15 protein-coding genes are annotated in these 20,685 nt (G+C 50.0%); 9 read left to right on the forward strand and 6 right to left on the reverse strand.

The annotated features are described in order from the left end of the window. Positions 1-86: 86 nt before the first annotated feature. From katG to mutY, 4 genes are all read left to right on the forward strand, one after another. A complete protein-coding gene (katG, locus tag INP78_RS11495) occupies positions 87-2,273 on the forward strand; it encodes a catalase/peroxidase HPI (RefSeq protein WP_194742334.1) in 2,187 nt (728 codons plus the stop codon). 921 nt (positions 2,274-3,194) lie between these two features. Further along, positions 3,195-3,998 (forward strand): undecaprenyl-diphosphate phosphatase, encoded by an 804-nt coding sequence (locus INP78_RS11500; RefSeq protein ID WP_194742335.1) that lies wholly within the window; start codon positions 3,195-3,197, stop codon positions 3,996-3,998. 19 nt (positions 3,999-4,017) lie between these two features. After that, positions 4,018-6,708: an AsmA family protein gene (locus tag INP78_RS11505; RefSeq protein WP_194742336.1), complete on the forward strand. Its 2,691-nt coding sequence runs from the start codon at positions 4,018-4,020 to the stop codon at positions 6,706-6,708. 2 nt (positions 6,709-6,710) lie between these two features. Continuing rightward, a complete protein-coding gene (gene mutY, locus INP78_RS11510) occupies positions 6,711-7,748 on the forward strand; it encodes an A/G-specific adenine glycosylase (protein ID WP_194742337.1) in 1,038 nt (345 codons plus the stop codon). A gap of 10 nt (positions 7,749-7,758) precedes the next feature. Here mutY and INP78_RS11515 read toward each other — a convergent pair whose 3' ends face one another. Then, positions 7,759-8,181 (reverse strand): hypothetical protein, encoded by a 423-nt coding sequence (locus tag INP78_RS11515; RefSeq protein WP_368667990.1) that lies wholly within the window; start codon positions 8,179-8,181, stop codon positions 7,759-7,761. Positions 8,182-8,615: 434 nt separating this feature from the next. Here INP78_RS11515 and INP78_RS11520 point away from each other — a divergent pair, with 434 nt between their 5' ends. Both INP78_RS11520 and INP78_RS11525 read left to right on the forward strand, forming a co-directional pair. Further along, on the forward strand, positions 8,616-9,848 hold the full coding sequence (locus INP78_RS11520; protein WP_194742339.1) for a porin: 1,233 nt from the start codon (positions 8,616-8,618) through the stop codon (positions 9,846-9,848). 108 nt (positions 9,849-9,956) lie between these two features. Then, on the forward strand, positions 9,957-10,631 hold the full coding sequence (locus INP78_RS11525; RefSeq protein WP_194742340.1) for a DUF6445 family protein: 675 nt from the start codon (positions 9,957-9,959) through the stop codon (positions 10,629-10,631). Between the two features lie 35 nt (positions 10,632-10,666). On the opposite strand, the gene ntrC is transcribed toward INP78_RS11525, so the two are convergent. The 4 genes from ntrC to glnA form a co-directional block, all read right to left on the reverse strand. After that, positions 10,667-12,058, reverse strand: a complete 1,392-nt coding sequence (gene ntrC, locus INP78_RS11530; protein ID WP_194742341.1) for a nitrogen regulation protein NR(I) — start codon at positions 12,056-12,058, stop codon at positions 10,667-10,669. Positions 12,059-12,077: 19 nt separating this feature from the next. Then, positions 12,078-13,178: a nitrogen regulation protein NR(II) gene (gene glnL / locus INP78_RS11535; protein WP_194742342.1), complete on the reverse strand. Its 1,101-nt coding sequence runs from the start codon at positions 13,176-13,178 to the stop codon at positions 12,078-12,080. Between the two features lie 109 nt (positions 13,179-13,287). Beyond that, on the reverse strand, positions 13,288-13,779 hold the full coding sequence (locus tag INP78_RS11540) for a DUF4124 domain-containing protein (RefSeq protein ID WP_194742343.1): 492 nt from the start codon (positions 13,777-13,779) through the stop codon (positions 13,288-13,290). A 124-nt stretch (positions 13,780-13,903) separates the two neighbouring features. Next, a complete protein-coding gene (glnA, locus tag INP78_RS11545) occupies positions 13,904-15,313 on the reverse strand; it encodes a type I glutamate--ammonia ligase (protein ID WP_024930129.1) in 1,410 nt (469 codons plus the stop codon). Between the two features lie 350 nt (positions 15,314-15,663). Between glnA and INP78_RS11550 the strand changes: the two genes are divergently transcribed. From INP78_RS11550 to mtgA, 3 genes are read left to right on the forward strand one after another with little or no spacing between them, the layout of a single operon-like run. Beyond that, positions 15,664-16,113: a rhodanese-like domain-containing protein gene (locus tag INP78_RS11550; RefSeq protein ID WP_194742344.1), complete on the forward strand. Its 450-nt coding sequence runs from the start codon at positions 15,664-15,666 to the stop codon at positions 16,111-16,113. 42 nt (positions 16,114-16,155) lie between these two features. Further along, the gene (gene aroE / locus INP78_RS11555) at positions 16,156-16,980 is read left to right on the forward strand and encodes a shikimate dehydrogenase (protein WP_194742345.1); all 825 of its coding nucleotides are present in this window, start codon (positions 16,156-16,158) and stop codon (positions 16,978-16,980) included. A 9-nt stretch (positions 16,981-16,989) separates the two neighbouring features. Next, a complete protein-coding gene (gene mtgA, locus INP78_RS11560; RefSeq protein WP_194742346.1) occupies positions 16,990-17,676 on the forward strand; it encodes a monofunctional biosynthetic peptidoglycan transglycosylase in 687 nt (228 codons plus the stop codon). Positions 17,677-17,816: 140 nt separating this feature from the next. Here the strand turns inward: mtgA and uvrA are convergent, their stop codons facing one another. Next, a complete protein-coding gene (gene uvrA, locus INP78_RS11565) occupies positions 17,817-20,651 on the reverse strand; it encodes an excinuclease ABC subunit UvrA (protein WP_194742347.1) in 2,835 nt (944 codons plus the stop codon). Positions 20,652-20,685 lie beyond the last annotated feature (34 nt).

Consider the following 20,685-nt stretch of genomic DNA (forward strand, 5'->3'; position numbering starts at 1 on the left):
GGAGTGACTGCCCTAAACAACCACTATTACCGCAATAATCAAGAAGTAGTATATTGATGAGCACAACCACAAAAAGGAGCTAAGACATGGAGAATCAACAACACGCAAGCGGCAAGTGCCCTTTTGCCCATGGCGCAAACACTGCCAGCAGACAATCCAATACCAACTGGTGGCCGAATGCTTTAAATCTGGATATTTTGCATCAGCATGACCGCAAAACTAACCCGCTTGGCGAAGATTTTGACTATCGCGAAGCCGTCTCTACGCTGGATGTGGCGGCTGTGAAAAAAGACCTGCATGCATTAATGACTGACAGTCAGTCATGGTGGCCAGCAGATTGGGGTCATTACGGTGGCTTGATGATACGCCTGACCTGGCACGCCGCCGGGACCTATCGTGTGGCGGATGGGCGTGGTGGCGCAGGCACCGGCAACCAGCGTTTTGCACCGCTCAATAGCTGGCCTGATAACGTCAACCTCGATAAGGCACGTCGCCTGCTGTGGCCGATCAAGAAGAAATATGGCAACAAGCTGTCGTGGGCTGACTTGATTGCCTTGGCTGGTACCATTGCTTACGAGTCTATGGGACTAAAAACCTTTGGTTTTGCGTTTGGCCGCGAAGATATCTGGCATCCTGAAAAAGATATTTATTGGGGCAACGAAAAAGAGTGGCTGGCCAAAACCGGTAGTGAAGGCAGCCGTTATTCAGGCCAGCGTGACCTCGAAAATCCACTGGCTGCGGTGATGATGGGCCTGATTTACGTCAACCCGGAAGGGGTAGATGGCAACCCGGATCCGTTAAAAACCGCACGGGATATCCGCGAAACCTTTGCCCGTATGGCGATGAATGATGAAGAGACCGTGGCATTGACCGCCGGTGGTCACACCGTGGGTAAAGCACACGGTAACGGCCAGGCTAGCAATCTGGGGGCAGACCCAGAAGGCGCAGATGTGCATGAGCAAGGCACCGGCTGGAACAACACCACGACGCGCGGTGTTGGCCGGGATACGGTCACCAGCGGCATTGAAGGCGCCTGGACGACGCATCCGACGCGTTGGGATAACGGTTATTTCGCCATGTTGTTTAACCACGAATGGGCGCTGAGTAAGAGCCCGGCAGGCGCCTGGCAGTGGGAGCCCGTGAGCATTAAAGAGGAAGACAAACCGACCGATGTTGAAGACCCGTCGATTCGTTATAACCCGATCATGACCGATGCTGACATGGCCATGATTAAAGACCCGATTTATCGCAAAATCTCTGAGCGTTTCCGCGATGATCAGGCCTATTTCTCAGAAGTGTTTGCGCGTGCCTGGTTCAAGCTGACGCACCGCGATATGGGCCCTAAAGCACGTTATATCGGCCCGGATGTGCCGCAAGAAGACCTGATTTGGCAAGACCCGGTGCCCGCAGGCAATGCTGGCCTGAGTGACGCAGACATTACGGCCCTGAAAACGCAAATTCTGGTCAGTGGTCTGACCACCGCTGAACTGGTTGCCACCGCCTGGGACAGCGCACGTACCTTCCGTGCGTCGGATTACCGCGGTGGTGCTAACGGCGCACGTATTCGTCTTGCGCCACAAAAAGACTGGGCAGGCAATGAGCCCGCCAGATTGCAAAAAGTGCTGGCTGTGCTCCAAGGTATCCAGCAGGCTTTTGGCAAACCGGTCAGCCTGGCTGACCTGATTGTCTTGGGTGGTTCCGCTGCCGTTGAGCAAGCGGCCAAGGCAGCAGGTGTCGCAATAAACGTGCCGTTTGCCGCCGGACGTGGCGATGCCAGCGAAGCACAAACCGATGCCGAGTCTTTTGACGTGCTGGAGCCCGTGCATGATGGCTACCGTAACTGGCTCAAAGCCGACTACGTGCCCACGCCAGAAGAAATGCTGCTGGACCGCACACAACTCATGGGTCTCACCGCACCAGAAATGACGGTGCTGATAGGCGGCCTACGTGTGCTGGATACCAACCATGGTGGCAGCAAACACGGTGTGTTTACCGATAAACCAGGCGTGCTCAGTAACGACTTTTTCGTCAACCTGACTGATATGCGTTACACCTGGGTGCCCACAGGTAAAAACCTGTATGAAGTGCGTGACCGCAGCACGGGTGCTGTGAAATGGACGGCGACACGCGTTGACCTGGTGTTTGGGTCTAACTCAATACTGCGTTCTTATGCCGAGGTGTATGCGCAAGACGATGCCAAACAAAAATTTGTGCAGGATTTTGTGGCCGCCTGGACCAAGGTCATGAATGCGGATCGGTTTGATTTGAAGTAATCGCTGTTTGTTATAAAGCTAAAGCGCCTTGAGTAATCAAGGCGCTTTTTTATTGACGAATGTTTTTAGAGTTAGATAGGACAATCATTCCTGTACTTCTCTGCTTCGATATTTATAACCTATCATGCGTCATTCCGGCGTAGGCCGGAATTCAGGCAAGGAGAAATAGCAATAAAAGGTTATTCTTTAGATTCGTAGTCTTACTCGTAGGGTGGGCATGGTTGCCCACGCGGGTTTTGTGGTTGTTTGTTGGGTTGCTTTTCGCCTTTTCGGCGAGTTACTTTTCTTTGCTTGCACAAAGAATAAGTAACCAAAAGAAAGTGCACCCCAGCTTCCGCTTGTTTCCTGTGCTACTCGGCTTGCCGGGCGGCCATCGAAACTCGCCCTAGCGGCTTGCACACTGCGCAAGCCACCGCGGAACTCGAACAGCCGATGGCCGAAGGCCCCCGTCAATCCTGCGTTGCTCGGCGCGTCAGATGGGGACCCCGGACACCATGCGACTGCAACCATTAGTGAACTGAAAAGAAAAGAGTCTGGTTTTTTAACCGTCCAACTTTCACGCTGGTACTTAAATGAGAATAGTCCCATTCATCACGCTGAGTAGCGGAAACAAAATAAGAGTAGAGGGAGCGACTGTCTGAGCTCCGCAACAAGCCACGAAGTGTGTGGCTTGTCAGGGCGAGTTTCGTGACCGGCTTATTTTGTTGAGCAACGCAAGGGAGCCGAAGGCCGTGATGGCTGGGTGCCCTCTTCTTTGGTTACTTTCTGAGGGGCAAGCATCAGAAAGTGACTCGCCGAGAGGCGAAAAAGTACATCACAACAAAGAACAACCTTTATGACCAAATATTTCACGGTATGACTAATCCTGCTAATTTCCCCAACATCCCGCAAGTCCTTTGCAGTGTCTGCTAGAATACAGCCATGGATATTTATTTGATGCTGAAGGCCGTGATCATGGGCCTGGTCGAAGGCGCGACCGAGTTTATTCCTGTCAGTAGTACTGGACATCTGATCATCACCGGGGAGTGGCTGGATTTTCTCTCTAAAGATAAACGCGATGTGTTTGAAATCATCATCCAGCTAGGGGCCATTCTGGCCGTGTGTGTGGAATACCGCCAGCGCCTGTGGAATACCGTTCAGCGCATTCAAACCGACACTAATGCTCAGCATTTTGTGCGTAACCTGATCATCGCTTTTTTGCCTGCGGCGTTAATCGGGCTGGCATTTCATCATCAAATTAAAGAGCATTTGTTTTCCTCTTTCACCGTTGGCATTGCGCTGGTGGTGGGTGGCGTGCTGATTTTGCTGATTGAAAAATTTGCACCTGCAGGCCAAACACGTGATGTAGACCAGATTTCTGCCAAACAGGCGTTGCAAATCGGGTTTGCTCAAGCGCTGGCCTTGGTTCCTGGCATGTCACGTTCAGGGGCCACCATTCTGGGTGGCATGTGTTTTGGCTTGAGCCGTCAAACAGCTACCGAATTTTCATTCTTTTTGGCGCTGCCGATTATGTTTGCGGCGACCGGGCTGGATTTGTTCCAGGCGCGTGATTTGCTGTCTGCTGATGATGCATTGATCTTTTTGATTGGTTTTGTGGTCTCATTTTTGTCTGCGCTGGTGGTGATTCGCGCGTTGATCCGCTTTGTGGCCCAGCATTCATTTGCGGTGTTTGCCTGGTACCGAATTGTGTTTGGCATTCTGATATTGGCCTTTTTTGCACATTAACTTGTTTAGGGTGTGACACATGAATCGTGCGCTGTTTAAAAAAATCGCGTTGGTGATCGCTGCTATTCTGGCAGTGCTGGTCTTATTGGTGGTTTACCTGGCGGTGACCTTTAACCCCAACGATTACAAGCCAACGGTGATTCAGTTGGTGAAAGACAAGAAACAGCGCACGCTGGATATCAAAGGTGACATCAAGCTCAGTTTCTGGCCCAAAATTGGCGCCGATTTAGGCGAGATTACGTTGTCTGAGCATCAATCTGAAAAGCAGTTTGCTGCCATTAAAAGCGCCAAAGTGGCCTTGGCCGTGTTGCCTTTGCTTAAAAAAGAAATTGTCGTGGATACGGTTTACCTGGATGGCGCCCAGGTGAATGTGATTCAGCACGCCGATGGCAGCTTTAACTTTGACGATTTGCTGAGTAAGGAAGAGGAAGAGTCACAGCAGATTAATTTTGATGTGCAGGGCGTCAAAATCACCAACACGCAAGCCAGTTTTAGTAACGAAGGCACGGGTGCCAAATATAGCGTAGACCAGTTTAACCTGACCACCGGCCAGGTGGCGTTGAAAAAGCCGTTTGATGTGGCGACGGACTTTCACCTGACGGCCAATCAGCCTGTGGTGGATGCCAAAGCCGCCATCAAGGCCAATATCATGGCCGATCCAGAAGGCAAACATTTTGTCGTCAAGGGCCTGGATGCGCAATTAAAAGGCGTCTTGCTTGACGGTCAGGATGTCACGGTGACTGCACAAGGTTCTGTCGATGTGGATGCAGCAAAAACAGCGCTGGATGTGTCGGGCTTGAAATTGGCCATGCAAGGTGATTTTAAAGGCGTGCAGCGTGATGTCAGCGTGCAGGCGCCGGCCTTGAAAGTGAATCCGACATTAATCAGCAGCGACAAAGTATTGCTCTCGCTTAAGCAAAAAGATGCCAATGGCGACGTCAATTTGGCCGTGGAATTGGCTGAGTTGAAAGGCAATCAGCAGGCAGTAGAAAGCAAAGGCATTACGGCTGATGTGAACGTGAATGCTGGTGCGCGCAAGGTGGAAGGTCACTTTGCGTCGCCAGTGAAGGCTAATCTGGCTGACCTGATTTTTGAAGTCCCTGCGCTGGCTGGCAAGTTTGATATTAAAGACCCTGCCCTACCGAATGGTGCCATGCAGGGCCAGTTCAAACTGGCAGCTAATGCCAATGTAAAGCAAGAGCAGGTCAAAACCACCTTTGATTTAACGCTGGCAGAAACCAAACTGAATGGCGATGTGAGTGTGGCCGGTTTCAGCACACCACGTATCGGTTTTAAAGTGCACGCCGATACCTTGAATTTAAATGCGCTGTTGGGTAATGCGGGTGGTAAAAAAGAAGCTGCGGCTGCCAGCACCAAAGCCAGTAGCAAGGCCGATAAACCAGCAGACTTGAGCGCGTTAAAAACCTTGTTCCTTGATGGCAGCATCAATATTGGCAAGATTCTCTACAGCCCTTATACCTTGAGTGGCCTGAATGTGGGTATTAAAGCTGACGGCCAAAAACTTGCTTTGCAAGGGCTGGATGTCAAACTGGATGACTCTCGTATACAAGGCAATGTCGGTATTAGCCAGTTTAATAAACCGCTGTACACGTTTGATCTCAATATCGATAAGCTAGACCTTAACCGTTACTTACCTGCCACAGAGGCCAAGGCTGGGGACAGCAAACCTGCCGAAAAAGCGGCTGATAAAGGTGAGCAGCCTATCGATTTGTCTGCCCTCAAAGCCTTGAATGCGCAGGGCAATATCCGTATCGGCTGGTTGAAATATGGCAAAACGGAGGCCAAGAACCTGAACGTTGGCTTGAAAGCACAAGATGGCCTGGCTAGCCTGGATCCGCTTAATGTCGATGTGTATCAAGGCACAGTGCGTGGCGCAGTCAAAGTGGATGCACGTGCCACACCTGCGGTGACTATTCAGCAGAGCCTGCAAAATATCGCCGTCGGGCCATTACTGGTCGACACCATTAATAACGATATGCTGTCCGGCAACGGTAATGTGAACTTGAACGTGACGGCACAAGGCAATACGGTGACCGCGCTAAAAAAGTCACTGGGCGGCTCGGTTGATTTGCGTATGGCCGATGGCGCTGTGAAAGGCTTTGACCTGGCCGGAATGATACGCGATGCCAAAGGCAAGCTGAACCTGCTTAAAGGGGAGTCGAATGCCAGTGCCGATAACAGCAAGAAAACAGATTTCAGCGAATTGACGGCGACTTTTAATATTAAAAACGGTGTTGCCCACAATGACGATCTTGCCATGAAAGCGCCTGTTTTTCGCCTGACCAAAGGGGAAAGCAAGGGCGATATTGATATTGGTAAAGAGCAGATTAATTACCTGGCCAAGCCCACCCTGGTGAATTCACTCAAAGGCCAGGGCGGTAAAGATGCCGAGCAACTGGGTAGTATCGGTATTCCTGTGAAGGTCACCGGTACGTTTGCAGCCCCTAAATTTGGGGTGGATATGGCAGCCTTGGGGCAAGCCTTGGCTAAATCAGTGGCGCTGGATGCACTCACTGAAAAACTCGGCGGCACGAAAGCGGATGCTTTAAAAGGCTTGCTCAACGGCAAGTCATCAAGCGATAGTGCTGGCGGAGATGCTGCAAAATCCCAGAGTGGCACGACAACAGAGCCAGCAAAACCTGCCGATCAGCTCAAACAAAAGGCTTTGAAAAAGCTGTTGAATTTTTAGCTGTGAGTGTGTTTGCCGAAAAGTTAATCGCCTGGCAACAGGTGCATGGCCGCCATGATTTGCCATGGCAACAAACGCGTGACCCTTATGCCGTTTGGGTATCTGAAATCATGTTGCAGCAAACGCAGGTCTCGGCTGTGATTGGCTACTATGATCGCTTTATGCAGCGTTTTCCCACCATCGCTAGCCTGGCCGAAGCCGAGCAAGACGAGGTCATGCGGCATTGGAGTGGTTTGGGTTATTACTCACGCGCCCGCAACCTGCATCATGCTGCGCAGACGATTATGCGTGAGCATAGTGGTATTTTTCCAACAGATTTCGATGCTATCCAAACACTCAAGGGCATAGGCCGCTCAACCGCTGCTGCGATTAGTGTGTTTGCTTTTAATCAGCGGCAGACCATACTTGATGGTAATGTGAAGCGCGTATTGGCCCGGCTTTATGCGGTTGATGGCTGGCCAGGTTTGCCCGAGGTTGAAAAAAAACTTTGGCAAATCGCGGAAGATTTGTTGCCTGACACAGGCTTGCCAGCCTATGTGCAGGGGCTGATGGATTTTGGTGCAACCTTGTGCACGCGCAGCAAGCCAGGCTGCGATAGCTGCCCTATGCAGAGCCAATGTCAGGCCTATCAGCAACAACGCGTGGCGCAATTACCCGCTTCTAAACCTCGCAAAGCATTGCCAGAAAAACAAGTCACCATGCTCATGATTGTGGATGCGGGCGAGATTTTGCTGGAGCGACGCCCTAATCAGGGTATTTGGGGTGGGTTATGGAGTTTGCCTGAACTATCGCCTACGCAAATAGCGGTGCCGCATGTGCAGGATAGGCTGGGCTTGGAAACAGAGTCACTAGAAGTGTTGCCAGTGTTATGGCATACCTTTACGCACTTCAAACTTGAAATTACGCCGCAACCATTACAACTGACTGGGCGCCGACCTGCCCTCCCGCCTAATATGCAGTGGCTGACATTTTCTGATGCGATTTCAGCCGCGCTGCCAACGCCAGTTCGCACCTTAATTAAAGCGTTCAAACAGACTTAAGGGGGTAAGTTTAGAGATTTGCGAGTCGAAAAACGTGGCTTGCCAACTCTGCCTGATTGATCTTAAGGTGTTTTAGTAAGGACGTTGCACTGTCAGGCTTAACCAGTGCTTTGGTATAAATCACCGGTAATTCAAAAATAGCAATTTCTCGTTCAACAATATTCAGGTTCGTATGCGCAGAGCCTTGAATCACATCCATGAGTTTGTCATACACATTGTCAGTCACGCGGGTATAAGGGAATAAAATCCAGAAGTCAGTGCCTTCCCTGCCGACCAAGTCTGACCGTCTAAACGAGCGCTGCAAATCATGTGTTAAGGACGATAGTTGGCGTAAAGCCTCAGGCGCACCGTAAGCCTCGCCCAGACTGTTGTCGTCACCATAAGCAATTCTGACTAACGCGACGTTAAAGTCATCAGAATGTCTGATCAGCACTTGGCAAATCCAGTCTAATGTATCTATAAATCGACTACACAACTGAATGTCAGAAATCATGAGAAGCCCCGGTTAGAATGTGCATATAAAGGAATACAGTCCAAAGAAAGACACTGTTAAACATTGCTATGCTAGCAGAAACTTTTAGATAAATTCAGTTTGAACAGCTTGATAAAACTACTCCTTTTCATAACCTTGCAATTGATCGAACTAGTCAGACTGTTGCAATTCTGCAACAAATTAAACTTGCGCTAAGCAATTTGACGTATTCACTTGCGCCGCAACCCCTGCATTTGCAAGAATTGCTCTGACCTTGTTGGAAATGCTTTCAGTGATTCCGCAGGAGTTATCGAGGTTGAGCGTTTTAAGCGCTCGATCCTTCAAAAGGCAATATCCTTACACAAGTTGTGAAAACAACATTTTTGGAGATTCGTATGAATACTAAATTGAACGTTGCAGTTGCAGCAGCTCTGTTCGCTGCCGCTACTGGCGCACAAGCTGGCATCACTATCCCAGCTGGTGACTGGACTCTGGACATCGGTGGCGTTGTTAACGCTTACTACACACACACTACTTACAGTGGTGACAATACTGGTAACACAGCTCCATTGGGCTTGGGTACTGGTAACCAAAACAGCAGCGCAAACATCACAACTGGTTTGCTGCCAAACTACCTGAGCGTTTCTGGTAAAACACGTCAGAACGATCTGGACGTTGGTTTCACAATAAGCATCAACCCAGGTGCTTCAACGACTAGTTCAGGCATTCAGAACCAAAACGGCAACAACCAAGAAAACCGTCAAGCATTCCTGACATTTGGTGATGCTTCTTGGGGTTCTGTCAAGCTGGGTAAAGATCTGGGCATTTACGCTTCAGATGCTATCTTGAACGACATGACATTGTTGGGTGTTGGTGGTGGTGCTGGTAACTTGGCTGGCAACACAACAACTTTGGGCCGTATCGGTACAGGTTTCATGTACGCTGACTGGAAGTCCCAGATTGCATACACTTCACCAAACTGGAATGGCTTCCAATTTACAGCTGGTTTGACACAAGCTTGGAATGCAACACAATCTACAGCTGGTGTTCTTGCTACTAGCGCAACTAGCACCGCACGTGGCGAAGGCCAAACTGCGTACGAAGGTAAAGCTTCTTACGAGTGGACTGGCGATGTAGCAGGTAAAGTTTGGGCATCTGCTATCTCACAAAAAGTTGAGTTCGCTGGTGCATTGGGTAGCGAGCGCGCCTATGGCTGGGACTTGGGTACAACAGTTAAGGTTGCTGATTTTGCTTTGACAGGTTACTACGGTCAAGGTAAAGGTATTGGTCAAACATTCCAATTGCGTGATGGCTTTGATGCAACTGGTAAACGTCGCGATTCTGACCAATGGTACGTGCAAGGTACATACGCTATTCCTGGCGTAGGTACTAAATTGGGCGTTTCTTACGGTGAGTCAACATTGGATGCAAACTCAGTTGACAAAGCAGTTTGGAAAGAAGTTCAAGATTCTATGTGGACTGTAGGTGCATACCACCCACTGACCAAGCACCTGAACTTGGTTGCTGAATACTCACAAACTCAGCGTGACGTAGATTCAAGCGTTGCTGCTAACGATTTAAAAGCAAAAGCAAAAACCATCTCTCTGGGTGCGATCCTGTTCTTCTAATTTAACTGCAGTTTAACTGCTTAAATTAAAAGTCGGGAAAAACGGCAACTTCGGTTGCCGTTTTTTTATCTATAAAAGCGCTTAGCTATTGATTGCGATTAATTAATTATGAATTTATATCCAATAACGGTTGTTGATAATTTTTATAACGATCCAGATGAGATTAGAAAATTTGCACTGAGCCAAAAATATCAATTTAGACATGAACTAAAAGATGAATTGCCGTTCGTTTTTCCAGGTAGTCGAACTAAAGACTTATCTGTAATCAATAAGCCGTTATTTGAAAAGGTTGCCCGAAAAATATCGACACTCTTTCATAATCTTGAAAATGATCATTTCCGTTGGAGTATTACCACAAACTTCCAGAGCGTGGGTGAAGACTATGGTCAGGGGATTATTCATTATGACAATGCTATTTTTGCAGCAGTTTTGTTTCTCACACCAGACGCGCCACTTGAGTCAGGAACATCTCTTTTTAAGCCGAATAAGTCATTCGATCAAGAAAAATACGACGCAGCACATCTGGAAAACCACAAAAATTTTCTTCGTGGGGTCGTAAAAATGAATACGTCATATCATGCCATGTTTGATGAGATCGTTAGGGTGAATAATGTTTACAATACTTTGATACTTTATGAGGGGCACCATTTTCATGCCGCAAATGCTTTCTTTGGTCAGGGCTTAAAAGATGCTCGGCTAACGCAGGTATTTTTTGTGAATAAAATTGATGCACAAAAGCACAGTTCTTTCCCTGTTTGGCGTAGTCAACAGATCAAAGCTTAATAGCTAAGCGCACTTCTGTTATTTAATAAAACCAGTTAATCATCAATCCCCAATTCCTGTATTTTGCGGGTGAGTGTGTTCCTCCCCATGCCCAACTGATTCGCCGCTTCAATACGGCGGCCATCAGTATGCGCCAAAGCACGCGTGATAAGAATCCGCTCAAACTCTTTGGTTTTGACATCGAGGATATTGGTTTCACCGCGATTAAGCGCGTCGGTGACTTCTTGGGCTAATGCCTCTTGCCATGAGCCGCCGGTGCTGTGTTTGCCAGTATCTTCTTTCAGTTCTGGTGGCAGGTCATTCACATCGACGTTCTGTCCGGGCGCCATCACTGTCAGCCAGTGACAGACGTTTTCCAGTTGGCGCACGTTGCCGCTCCAATTCACCGACATCAGGTATTTGATAGCCGCTTGGGATAACTGTTTAGGCTCTACACCCAGCTGCTGAGCGCTGTGGGCTAGAAAATGCTTGGTCAGCAAGGGGATATCCTCCCTGCGCTCGCGCAGGGGCGGCAGGCGCAGGCGGATGACGTTTAAACGGTGGAATAAGTCTTCACGGAACAGGCCTTGTTTGACGCGTTCTTCCAGGTCCTGGTGGGTGGCTGCAATGACGCGCACATTGACTTTGATGGGCTGGTGACCGCCGACCCGGTAAAACTGGCCATCCGATAGTACGCGCAATAAGCGTGTTTGCAAGTCCGCTGGCATATCGCCGATCTCGTCTAAAAATAAGGTGCCATTGTCTGCCTGCTCAAAGCGCCCTCTTCTGGCCGCAGCCGCGCCAGTAAATGCGCCGCGTTCGTGACCAAACAATTCGGATTCAAGCAAATCCTTGGGAATCGCTGCGGTGTTAATGGCGATAAATGGTTTATCTGCGCGAGGGCTATGTCTATGCAGTGCGCTCGCTACCAGCTCTTTACCACTGCCAGATTCACCATTGATGAGTACCGTGGAATGCGAACGGCTCAAGCGGCCAATGGCGCGGAAAACCTCTTGCATGGCTGGTGCCTGGCCGATAATTTCAGGGGACGGCCCGGTATCTTCAACCGCTTCAACCGATTGGCGCATGCTCTCTTCAACGGCGCGCTTGATAATTTCAATCGCTTGGTCAACATCAAAAGGTTTGGCTAAATATTCAAAAGCGCCACCCTGAAACGCTGCCACGGCACTTTCCAGATCGGAGTACGCTGTCATGATAATGACGGGGATATCTGGGAATCGCTGTTTGACCTCTGAAAGAAAGTCGAGCCCAGAACCGTTAGGCATGCGAATGTCACTGACAATCACTTGTGGTTGCTCACGGTTCAAAGCATTGAGTGCTTCGGCTGGCGACGAGAAGGTTTTAAATTCAAAGTCAGTGCGTGCCAGTGCTTTTTCAAACACCCAGCGGATGGATTTGTCGTCGTCTAGGATCCAGATTGGCTTCATAGCTATTTCTCGTCAATTATTATGCTGATGATTTTAATTGCGTACTCTCAATGGGTAGCAATATATGGAAAATGGTTTTACCCGGCTGCGAATCGCAATCTATCATGCCATGGTGTTGTGTAATAAAGGTCTGTGCCAGCGCCAGCCCCAAGCCAGTGCCACCTTCGCGGCCAGAGACCAGCGGGTAGAAAATACGCTCTTTAATGCCAGCCGGGATGCCAGGGCCATTATCAATAATCTCCAGATGGATGCCGACACGGTAGCGTTTTCTAGCCAGTGTAATCTGGCGCTCGGCGCGCGTGCGAAAGGTAATGCTGGCATTTTCAGTCTGGCTTTGTTGCATGGCTTGTGCCGCGTTGCGGGCGATGTTTAACACGGCCTGAATCAGTTTTTCGCGGTCACCGATCAGCTCCGGCAGGCTGGTGTCGTAGTCGCGGATCACGCGGATGTGGTTGGGCGACTCTGCCAGCAGCAGGCTGCGCACACGTTCCAGCACCTCATGAATGTTGGTTGGTTCGTATTTAGGCACGCGGTGCGGGGCTAGCAACCTGTCCATCAGGCTGTGCAGTCGGTCGGCCTCTTTAATGATGACTTGTGTGTATTCCTTGAGGCTGGGCTGCGGCAGCTCAAACTCCAGCAATTGCGCTGCACCACGCAAGCCACCTAAAGGGTTGCGAATTTCGTGTGCCAGGTTGCGCAATAACTCTGAGTTTGCTTGTTGTTGAATCAGCATGCGTTCTTCACGCGCAATGCGCAATTGCTGGTCCATCTGCACAAATTCCAGGATCAGCATGTCTTCTGGCGTTTGGTTAAACGTGGTTGAAATAGGCGTGACGGTGCAAGTCACAGCTGTGGTATGCCCGCGTTGCGTGGTCAGTGTGAACTCGTGCTCGCGGAACGGCCCTTGTGTCTGGATGGCATTGGTCACGGCCATTTGCAGGATCTCGCAATTCACGAATACATCGTGAATGTGCAGGCCGTGAATTTGGTTGGCGCTAAACGCGAACAGTATCTCTGCACTCGAGTTTGCATAGGTGACTTCCAACTGGTTATTGAGCAGAATCACTGCCGTAGCAATGTGCTCTAAACCGCTAAACCCGTGGGGAGATTTTTGAACCATATCCTAAGCTTGTTAAAAAGAGTGAATCACGCCCTGTTTTAAAGCAAAAGCCAAGCCAATTCTAACCCACTGGTTAAAAATGGCTTAAAGAGTTGCCAAAATGGTGCGCTTAAAGATTGAGTTCTTTGTTTAGCAGTTCAATATTGCGCTCATGTGCCTGCATTTCGGCTTCGATGATACGCAGTTTTTCATCATATTTGGCGACGTTCCTAAAGGTTTTTCCATTCGCGCCTCTATAGACTTCTGGCGTATTCTGCGCTTCTTCGTAGAGCTGTTTAGCATGCTCAAGTGCTTGTTTTTCTTGCTCTAATTCATTCATGAGCACTTCGCGGCGTTTTTGATCGCGCTGATTTTGTGTCTGGTTATCTACCTTGGGGAAGTTGGCTGGCGTAGGTGTTTTTGCCGTCGGTTTTTTTTCGCGGACGGCAGGTGGTGGTTCTGCGGTTTTCGGCCCGCTGATGACCAATTCAGCTTTGCTATGACCTTCTGGCTTGATGTTGGTGTAGGTTGTTACGCCATTACTGTCGGTATATTTATAAATATCCGCGGTAGCATGATTGCATATCAGCGCAAAAGCAAAAATGTAAAAAAACCTTTTCATGGCAATAGTTTAGAGTAGATTGTTGAGGTTATCAACGGCTCTGCGACCGAAAAAGTTGACGATGAGGCGTGCACATAAAAAACAGGGCAGCCTGAGCTGCCCTGTTTTGGTGCGTCTCTTGCGATTAGCAGGAGTAGTACAAGCCAAACTCAACTGGGTGTGGTGTTTGACGCAATTTAGTGACTTCTTCCATTTTCAATGCAATGTAAGAGTCAATCCAGTCGTCAGTGAATACACCGCCGCGTGTCAAGAATTCGCGGTCTTTGTCCAGATACTCAAGCGCTTGCTCGAGTGAAGAGCACACGGTTGGGATCAATGCATCTTCTTCTGGTGGCAGATGGTACAAGTCTTTAGTTGCTGGTTCACCTGGGTGAATCTTGTTCTGAACGCCGTCCAGGCCAGCCATCAGCAAAGCTGAGAAAGCCAGGTAAGGGTTGGCAATCGGGTCTGGGAAACGCGCTTCAACACGGCGTGCTTTGTCTGAATGCACGAATGGAATACGGATCGCTGCAGAACGGTTTTTAGCAGAGTAAGCCAGTTTTACTGGTGCTTCGTAATGTGGAACCAAACGCTTGTAAGAGTTGGTGCCTGGGTTGGTGATCGCGTTCAATGCGCGAGCGTGTTTGATGATGCCGCCGATGTAGTACAGGGCGAAATCGCTCAAACCAGCGTAGCCGTTACCTGCAAACAAGTTTTTGCCATCTTTCCATACGGATTGGTGTACGTGCATACCAGAACCGTTATCGCCAAACATTGGTTTAGGCATAAAAGTCGCAGTTTTGCCGTAAGCGTGAGCAGTGTTTGTCACTACGTATTTCAGGATTTGTGTCCAGTCAGCGCGTTGTACCAAGGTGGCAAATTTAGTACCGATTTCACATTGGCCAGCAGTCGCCACTTCGTGGTGATGCACTTCAACAGGCACGCCCAACTCTTCCAGTGTCATCACCATAGCAGAACGGATGTCGTGCAATGAGTCGACTGGTGGTACTGGGAAGTAACCGCCTTTCACGCCTGGACGGTGGCCTGTGTTGCCGCCTTCGAATTTTTCACCTGATGACCAAGCTGCTTCTTCGGAGTTGATCTTAACGAAGCTACCACCCATGGTGGCATCCCATTGTACGCTGTCAAAAATGAAGAACTCTGGCTCAGGACCGAAGTAGGCTGTGTCGCCCAGGCCGCTGGATTTCAGGTAGGCTTCTGCGCGTTTTGCCAGGCTACGTGGGTCACGGTCATAACCTTTACCATCTGTAGGGTCAACAACGTCACAGGTCAAAACCAATGTTGGCTCGTCAAAAAACGGGTCAATGTATGCAGTGCTTGCATCAGGCATCAGTTGCATGTCAGAGGCTTGAATGCCTTTCCATCCAGCGATGGAAGAGCCGTCAAATGCATGGCCTTCAGTAAATTTATCTTCGTCGAAGTGAGAAACTGGCACAGTCACGTGCTGCTCTTTACCTCTGGTATCGGTAAAACGGAAATCAACAAATTTGATGTCGTTTTCTGCAACCAATTTCATTACGTTTGCAACGGACATTACATTCTCCTCAATGATCAAGGTCTAAATTTTAAGTTGCACACGCAAAAAGCGGGGCATGTTGCGGATGTCCCGTAACGTGAGCAAGTGTCAAACAATGGATAGTTGGAATTCAGTCGGATGACAGAATCCCAGGAAATCTCAATGTGTAATATTAGCAGGAAGCATGCCACGCCAAAATAACCATTTTGCATGGTTAAGGGGTATCTTACATAAAATTATAAAAACACTATGCACCATTGATGTGCAATGCAACAAATTGAGCACCAAAATTGTGCATGGTGATTTTGCCTGGCTTTCGCAGGTATACTCGCCGTTTTGGTATATGTGTTTAAGAATGAAGGTGTGATTTGGACAGCGTAGAAAATATCTTAACCCAGGCTCAGGCCCGCGCCTCACAAACCGGTTTGTCATATGCAGGTGCAGTGACGCCACAAGAGGCTTATGCGCTGATTAGCCAGGATAGCAATGCGGTATTGGTCGATGTGCGCTCACGCGCCGAGCTGGAGCTGGTAGGCCGCGTGCCGGTTGCGACACATGTCGAGTGGGCGTTTTACCCGGGCATGGTGGCAAACGCTGATTTTGCTGCACAATTGCAAGCGCAAGTGGATAAATCGCGCACAGTGATTTTTATGTGCCGTACCGGCGGACGTAGCCATAATGCTGCGTTGCTGGCGCAGCAATTGGGCTATGGCAACGCTTACAATATGATTGAAGGCTTTGAAGGCCAGGCCAATGCGCTAAAGCAAAGAACCTTAATTGACGGCTGGAAGCATGCTGGCCTGCCGTGGACCAATTAATCGGCGCCTCGCATTTCATTACAAATCACATCAGACCCGCGTATGACCGTTGAAAAGTATGCAGTGATTGGTCATCCAATCGAACATAGCAAATCCCCCCTCATTCACCAGGCATTTGCGCGGCAATGTAATAAATCCATTGTTTACGAGAAAGTGCTGGCGCCTTTGGATGGGTTTGCTGCAACGGTGGCACGCTTGCAAGCCGATGGCTACCTGGGTGCCAATGTGACGGTACCATTCAAGTTTGAGGCATTTGATGCTTGCCAGGATTTATCTGCACGCGCGCAAGCTGCTGGTGCGGTAAATACGCTGAGTTTTAAAGCAGCGCAGTTGCTTGGTGACAATACGGACGGTTGCGGCCTGGTCAACGACATCCTCAAGCATCAGCAAACATCATTGGCAGGTAAAACCATCTTATTGCTCGGTGCGGGTGGTGCGGCGCAAGGCGTGGTGTTGCCTTTGCTTGAGCAGCAGCCATCGCAATTGACCATTGCCAATCGCAGCCTGGATAAAGCGCAGCTGATGGCAGCAAGATTTGCTGCAGATGCCGCCCGTACGCAAACCGCATTGCAGGTGCAAACGTTTGCAGATTTATCGCAAGGCTATGACGTGGTGATTAATGCCACTTCGGCCGGATTGACTGATAGTGCCTTGCAAATGCCAGCGCTGGTGTTCCAGCAAAACACGCTGGCCTACGACATGATGTATGGCCGCGACACGCCATTTATGCAGCAGGCACGTGCAGCCGGTGCGCGGGTGGCAGATGGTTTGGGTATGCTGGTTGAGCAAGCGGCTGAAGCATTTTATCTCTGGCACGGCGTGCGCCCAGAGACCGCACCCGTTATCCAGTCTTTCCGTCAAATCTAGACTTTCCCGATGAAGCAAGCCATCAAACTGTTTTTTGGCATCCTGTTGCTGTGGGTGTTGTTGTACCAGGTATGGGTGCTATTACATATTTTGTGGTGGGTTGAGCATAACCCAACCTCAACCGCTTTTATGGAGGCGCGGCTTGATGTCATTCAAGAGAGCCATCCGGATGCAAAGTTGCAGCAGCAATGGGTGCCTTATGCCAAAATTAGCACCCATTTAAAACGGGCGGTCATTGCGGCCGAGGACAGTAAATTTGTCGATCATCAGGGGTTTGACTGGGTCGGTATAGAAACTGCCTTCGAGAAAAACCTTAAAAAAGGCAAGATTGTTGCGGGTGGCTCGACGATTAGCCAGCAACTGGCCAAAAACTTGTTTTTATCCGGACACCGTACGCCCTGGCGCAAAGCACAAGAAGCCGTGATTACCTTTATGCTGGAAAAAATACTCAGCAAGCGCCGTATTCTGGAGATTTACCTGAATGTCATCGAATGGGGCGACGGCGTATTTGGCGCCGAGGCTGCCTCACGCCATTATTTTCATGGTAGCGCCAAGTCACTAGGCCCTGCGCAGGCTGCCAGGCTGGCCGCCATGATCCCTAATCCACGTTTTTATGATGTGCATCGCAGTACGCGTTATTTAAGCCGTCATGCGGGCACCATACAGGCGCGTATGCGATTAGTGAAAATACCCTGATTTTAAGGGCTTGTTTCAGCTATTAAGCCATCACACCGCCACATACAATGTTTGACATAAATATATGTATGTGGCTAAACCACATCCGTATTGGATGCACCATCGATTCGGTGCATCAGGGGACAGGTTGCATGTTGACCTTAGCCCTTAACAGCGAGATGTTTCAACAAGGGTGTGAGGTAACGGCCAGTATAACTGGCCGTATTTTTTGCCAGTTCCTCAGGCGCACCCACGCCAACCACCACGCCACCACCATCACCGCCTTCAGGTCCCATATCAATCAGCCAGTCCGCGGTTTTAATCACGTCCAGGTTGTGTTCGATAATCACCACAGTGTTGCCAGAGTCGCGCAGTCTGTGAATCACATCCAGCAATAATTGAATATCGGCAAAGTGCAAGCCGGTGGTCGGTTCGTCCAGAATATACAGTGTGCGGCCGGTATCACGCTTACTCAGTTCCAGTGACAGTTTGACGCGTTGCGCCTCGCCACCAGACAGTGTCGTTGCCGATTGCCCCAGGGTAATATAGCCCAGGCCCACGTCGAGCAAGGTTTTCAGTTTGCGCTCAATGACAGGTTGCGCGTTAAAGAACTGATGTGCTTGTTCCACCGTCATTTCCAGCACCTGATGGATGTTTTTGCCCTTAAACTGAATTTCCAGCGTTTCACGGTTGTAGCGTTGACCTTTGCACACATCACATGGCACATACACGTCGGGCAAAAAGTGCATTTCTACACGCAGCACGCCGTCGCCCTGGCAGGCCTCGCAGCGGCCTCCTTTGACGTTAAATGAATAACGGCCAGGGCCGTAACCACGGGCGCGGCTTTCGGGCACGCTGGCGAATAAATCGCGAATAGGCGTGAACAAGCCGGTATAGGTCGCCGGGTTAGAGCGCGGGGTGCGGCCAATCGGGCTCTGGTCTACATCGACCACTTTATCAAAAAACTCCAAGCCGTCGATGCTGTCATGCGGCGCCGCTTCGGTTGTGCTGCCATATAGGTGCGTGGCAACCACGCGATAAAGCGTATCGTTAATCAGCGTGGATTTACCGCTGCCAGACACGCCAGTGACGCAAGTAAGCAGGCCAACCGGGATCTCGATGCTGACGTTTTTCAGGTTGTTGCCAGTGGCGTTATGGAGTTTGAGCCAACGTGCCGGGTCAGGGCGCGTGCGCGGCAGCTTGAAGGTAATCTGTTTTTTGCCGCTGATATATTGCCCGGTCAGTGAGTTAGGGTCGGCCTCAATGTGTGCGGGCGTGCCAAAGGAGACAATATTGCCGCCATGTTCGCCAGCCCCTGGGCCGATGTCGACAATAAAGTCGGCCAATTGAATCGCATCCTGGTCATGTTCGACCACAATCACGCTATTGCCGATATCGCGCAGACGCTTCAGCGTTTCCAGTAAGCGATCATTGTCGCGCTGGTGCAAGCCAATCGAAGGCTCGTCCAATACATACATGACGCCAGTCAGGCCGCTGCCGATTTGTGACGCCAGGCGGATACGCTGCGCTTCGCCGCCAGACAAGGTCTCAGCTGAGCGCGACAGTGACAAATAATCCAGGCCTACATTGGTCAAGAATTTAAGGCGGTTTTCAATCTCTTTGACGATTTTGTCAGCAATTGCCAGCTTTTGGCCGCTGAGTTGCAGCGTTTCAAAGAAATGCAGCGCCTGTTTCAGTGGCACTTCACAAATCTGGTGGATATTGCGGTCGCCGACTTTGACGTGGCGCGCTTCTCTGCGCAAACGTGTGCCTGCGCAATCGGGGCAACTGGTCGCGTTGATATATTTGGCCAGTTCGTCGCGTACGGCTGTCGAGTCGCTCTCGCGGTAACGGCGCTGCAGGTTGTTGATAATGCCTTCAAAGGTGTGCGATTTGCTGAAAAACGTACCGCGCTCATTGAGGTATTTAAACGTAATTTGTTCGCGACCGGAGCCAAACAGCAAAATTTGCTGGGTTTCTTCTGGCAGGTTTTCAAAGGGCGCTTCGAGGTCAAACGCGTAATGCTGGCTCAGGCTGGCCAACATCTGGAAGTAAAACTGGTTGCGTTTGTCCCAACCTTTAATCGCGCCGCTGGCAAGCGACAAATGTGGAAAAGCCACTACGCGTTTCGGGTCAAAAAACGTGACCTGGCCCAGGCCGTCACATTTGGGGCAAGCGCCCATCGGGTTGTTAAAGCTGAATAAACGCGGCTCCAGTTCCACCAATGAGTAGTCACACACCGGGCAGGAGAACTTGGCTGAGAACAAGTGTTCTTTTTCGGTGTCCATTTCCAGGGCAATGGCTTTGCCGTCGGCCAGACGCAGTGCCGTTTCAAATGACTCAGCAATACGCTGCTTCATGTCTTCGCGCACTTTGAGGCGGTCTACCACTACATCCACGCTGTGTTTAGTGGTTTTGGCCAGTTGCGGTAGCTCGTCCATTTCATAGACTTTGCCATCAATACGCAAACGCACAAAGCCTTGTGCTTTCAGGGTGTCGAATAAGTCTAGCTGCTCGCCTTTGCGGTTAGAGACCACAGGCGCCAGAATCATCAGCTTGGTGTCTTCTGGCAGCTTGAGGATGCTGTCTACCATCTGGCTGACGGTTTGCGCTTCGAGCTTGATGCCATGGTCCGGACATTCCGGGTCTCCGGCACGCGCATACAGCAAACGCAAGTAGTCGTGAATTTCAGTCACGGTGCCGACGGTTGAGCGTGGGTTGTGTGAGGTGGATTTTTGTTCGATGGAAATCGCGGGTGATAAACCTTCAATCAGATCGACGTCAGGTTTGTCCATGCGGGCCAAAAACTGGCGGGCATAGGCCGATAAACTTTCGACGTAGCGGCGCTGTCCTTCTGCATACAGAGTATCAAAGGCCAGTGAAGATTTTCCCGAGCCGGAGAGACCTGTGATCACCACCAACTGGTTGCGCGGAATATCGAGATTGATGTTCTTCAGGTTATGGGTGCGCGCCCCGCGAATTTTGATAAATTCCATGATACTTTCACGAACAGACAGCCAACCTGATAAT

Source organism: Methylophilus sp. 14, from assembly GCF_015354345.1.
Classification (GTDB): Bacteria; Pseudomonadota; Gammaproteobacteria; order Burkholderiales; family Methylophilaceae; genus Methylophilus.

What these genes read in the sequence shown, in the direction of transcription:
- katG (WP_194742334.1), top strand. Translation starts at nt 87, where the DNA reads ATGGAGAATCAACAACACGCAAGCGGCAAGTGCCCTTTTGCCCATGGC.
- INP78_RS11500 (WP_194742335.1), top strand. Translation starts at nt 3,195, where the DNA reads ATGGATATTTATTTGATGCTGAAGGCCGTGATCATGGGCCTGGTCGAA.
- INP78_RS11505 (WP_194742336.1), top strand. Translation starts at nt 4,018, where the DNA reads ATGAATCGTGCGCTGTTTAAAAAAATCGCGTTGGTGATCGCTGCTATT.
- INP78_RS11520 (WP_194742339.1), top strand. Translation starts at nt 8,616, where the DNA reads ATGAATACTAAATTGAACGTTGCAGTTGCAGCAGCTCTGTTCGCTGCC.
- INP78_RS11525 (WP_194742340.1), top strand. Translation starts at nt 9,957, where the DNA reads ATGAATTTATATCCAATAACGGTTGTTGATAATTTTTATAACGATCCA.
- ntrC (WP_194742341.1), bottom strand. Translation starts at nt 12,058, where the DNA reads ATGAAGCCAATCTGGATCCTAGACGACGACAAATCCATCCGCTGGGTG.
- glnL (WP_194742342.1), bottom strand. Translation starts at nt 13,178, where the DNA reads ATGGTTCAAAAATCTCCCCACGGGTTTAGCGGTTTAGAGCACATTGCT.
- INP78_RS11540 (WP_194742343.1), bottom strand. Translation starts at nt 13,779, where the DNA reads ATGAAAAGGTTTTTTTACATTTTTGCTTTTGCGCTGATATGCAATCAT.
- glnA (WP_024930129.1), bottom strand. Translation starts at nt 15,313, where the DNA reads ATGTCCGTTGCAAACGTAATGAAATTGGTTGCAGAAAACGACATCAAA.
- aroE (WP_194742345.1), top strand. Translation starts at nt 16,156, where the DNA reads ATGACCGTTGAAAAGTATGCAGTGATTGGTCATCCAATCGAACATAGC.
- mtgA (WP_194742346.1), top strand. Translation starts at nt 16,990, where the DNA reads ATGAAGCAAGCCATCAAACTGTTTTTTGGCATCCTGTTGCTGTGGGTG.
- uvrA (WP_194742347.1), bottom strand. Translation starts at nt 20,651, where the DNA reads ATGGAATTTATCAAAATTCGCGGGGCGCGCACCCATAACCTGAAGAAC.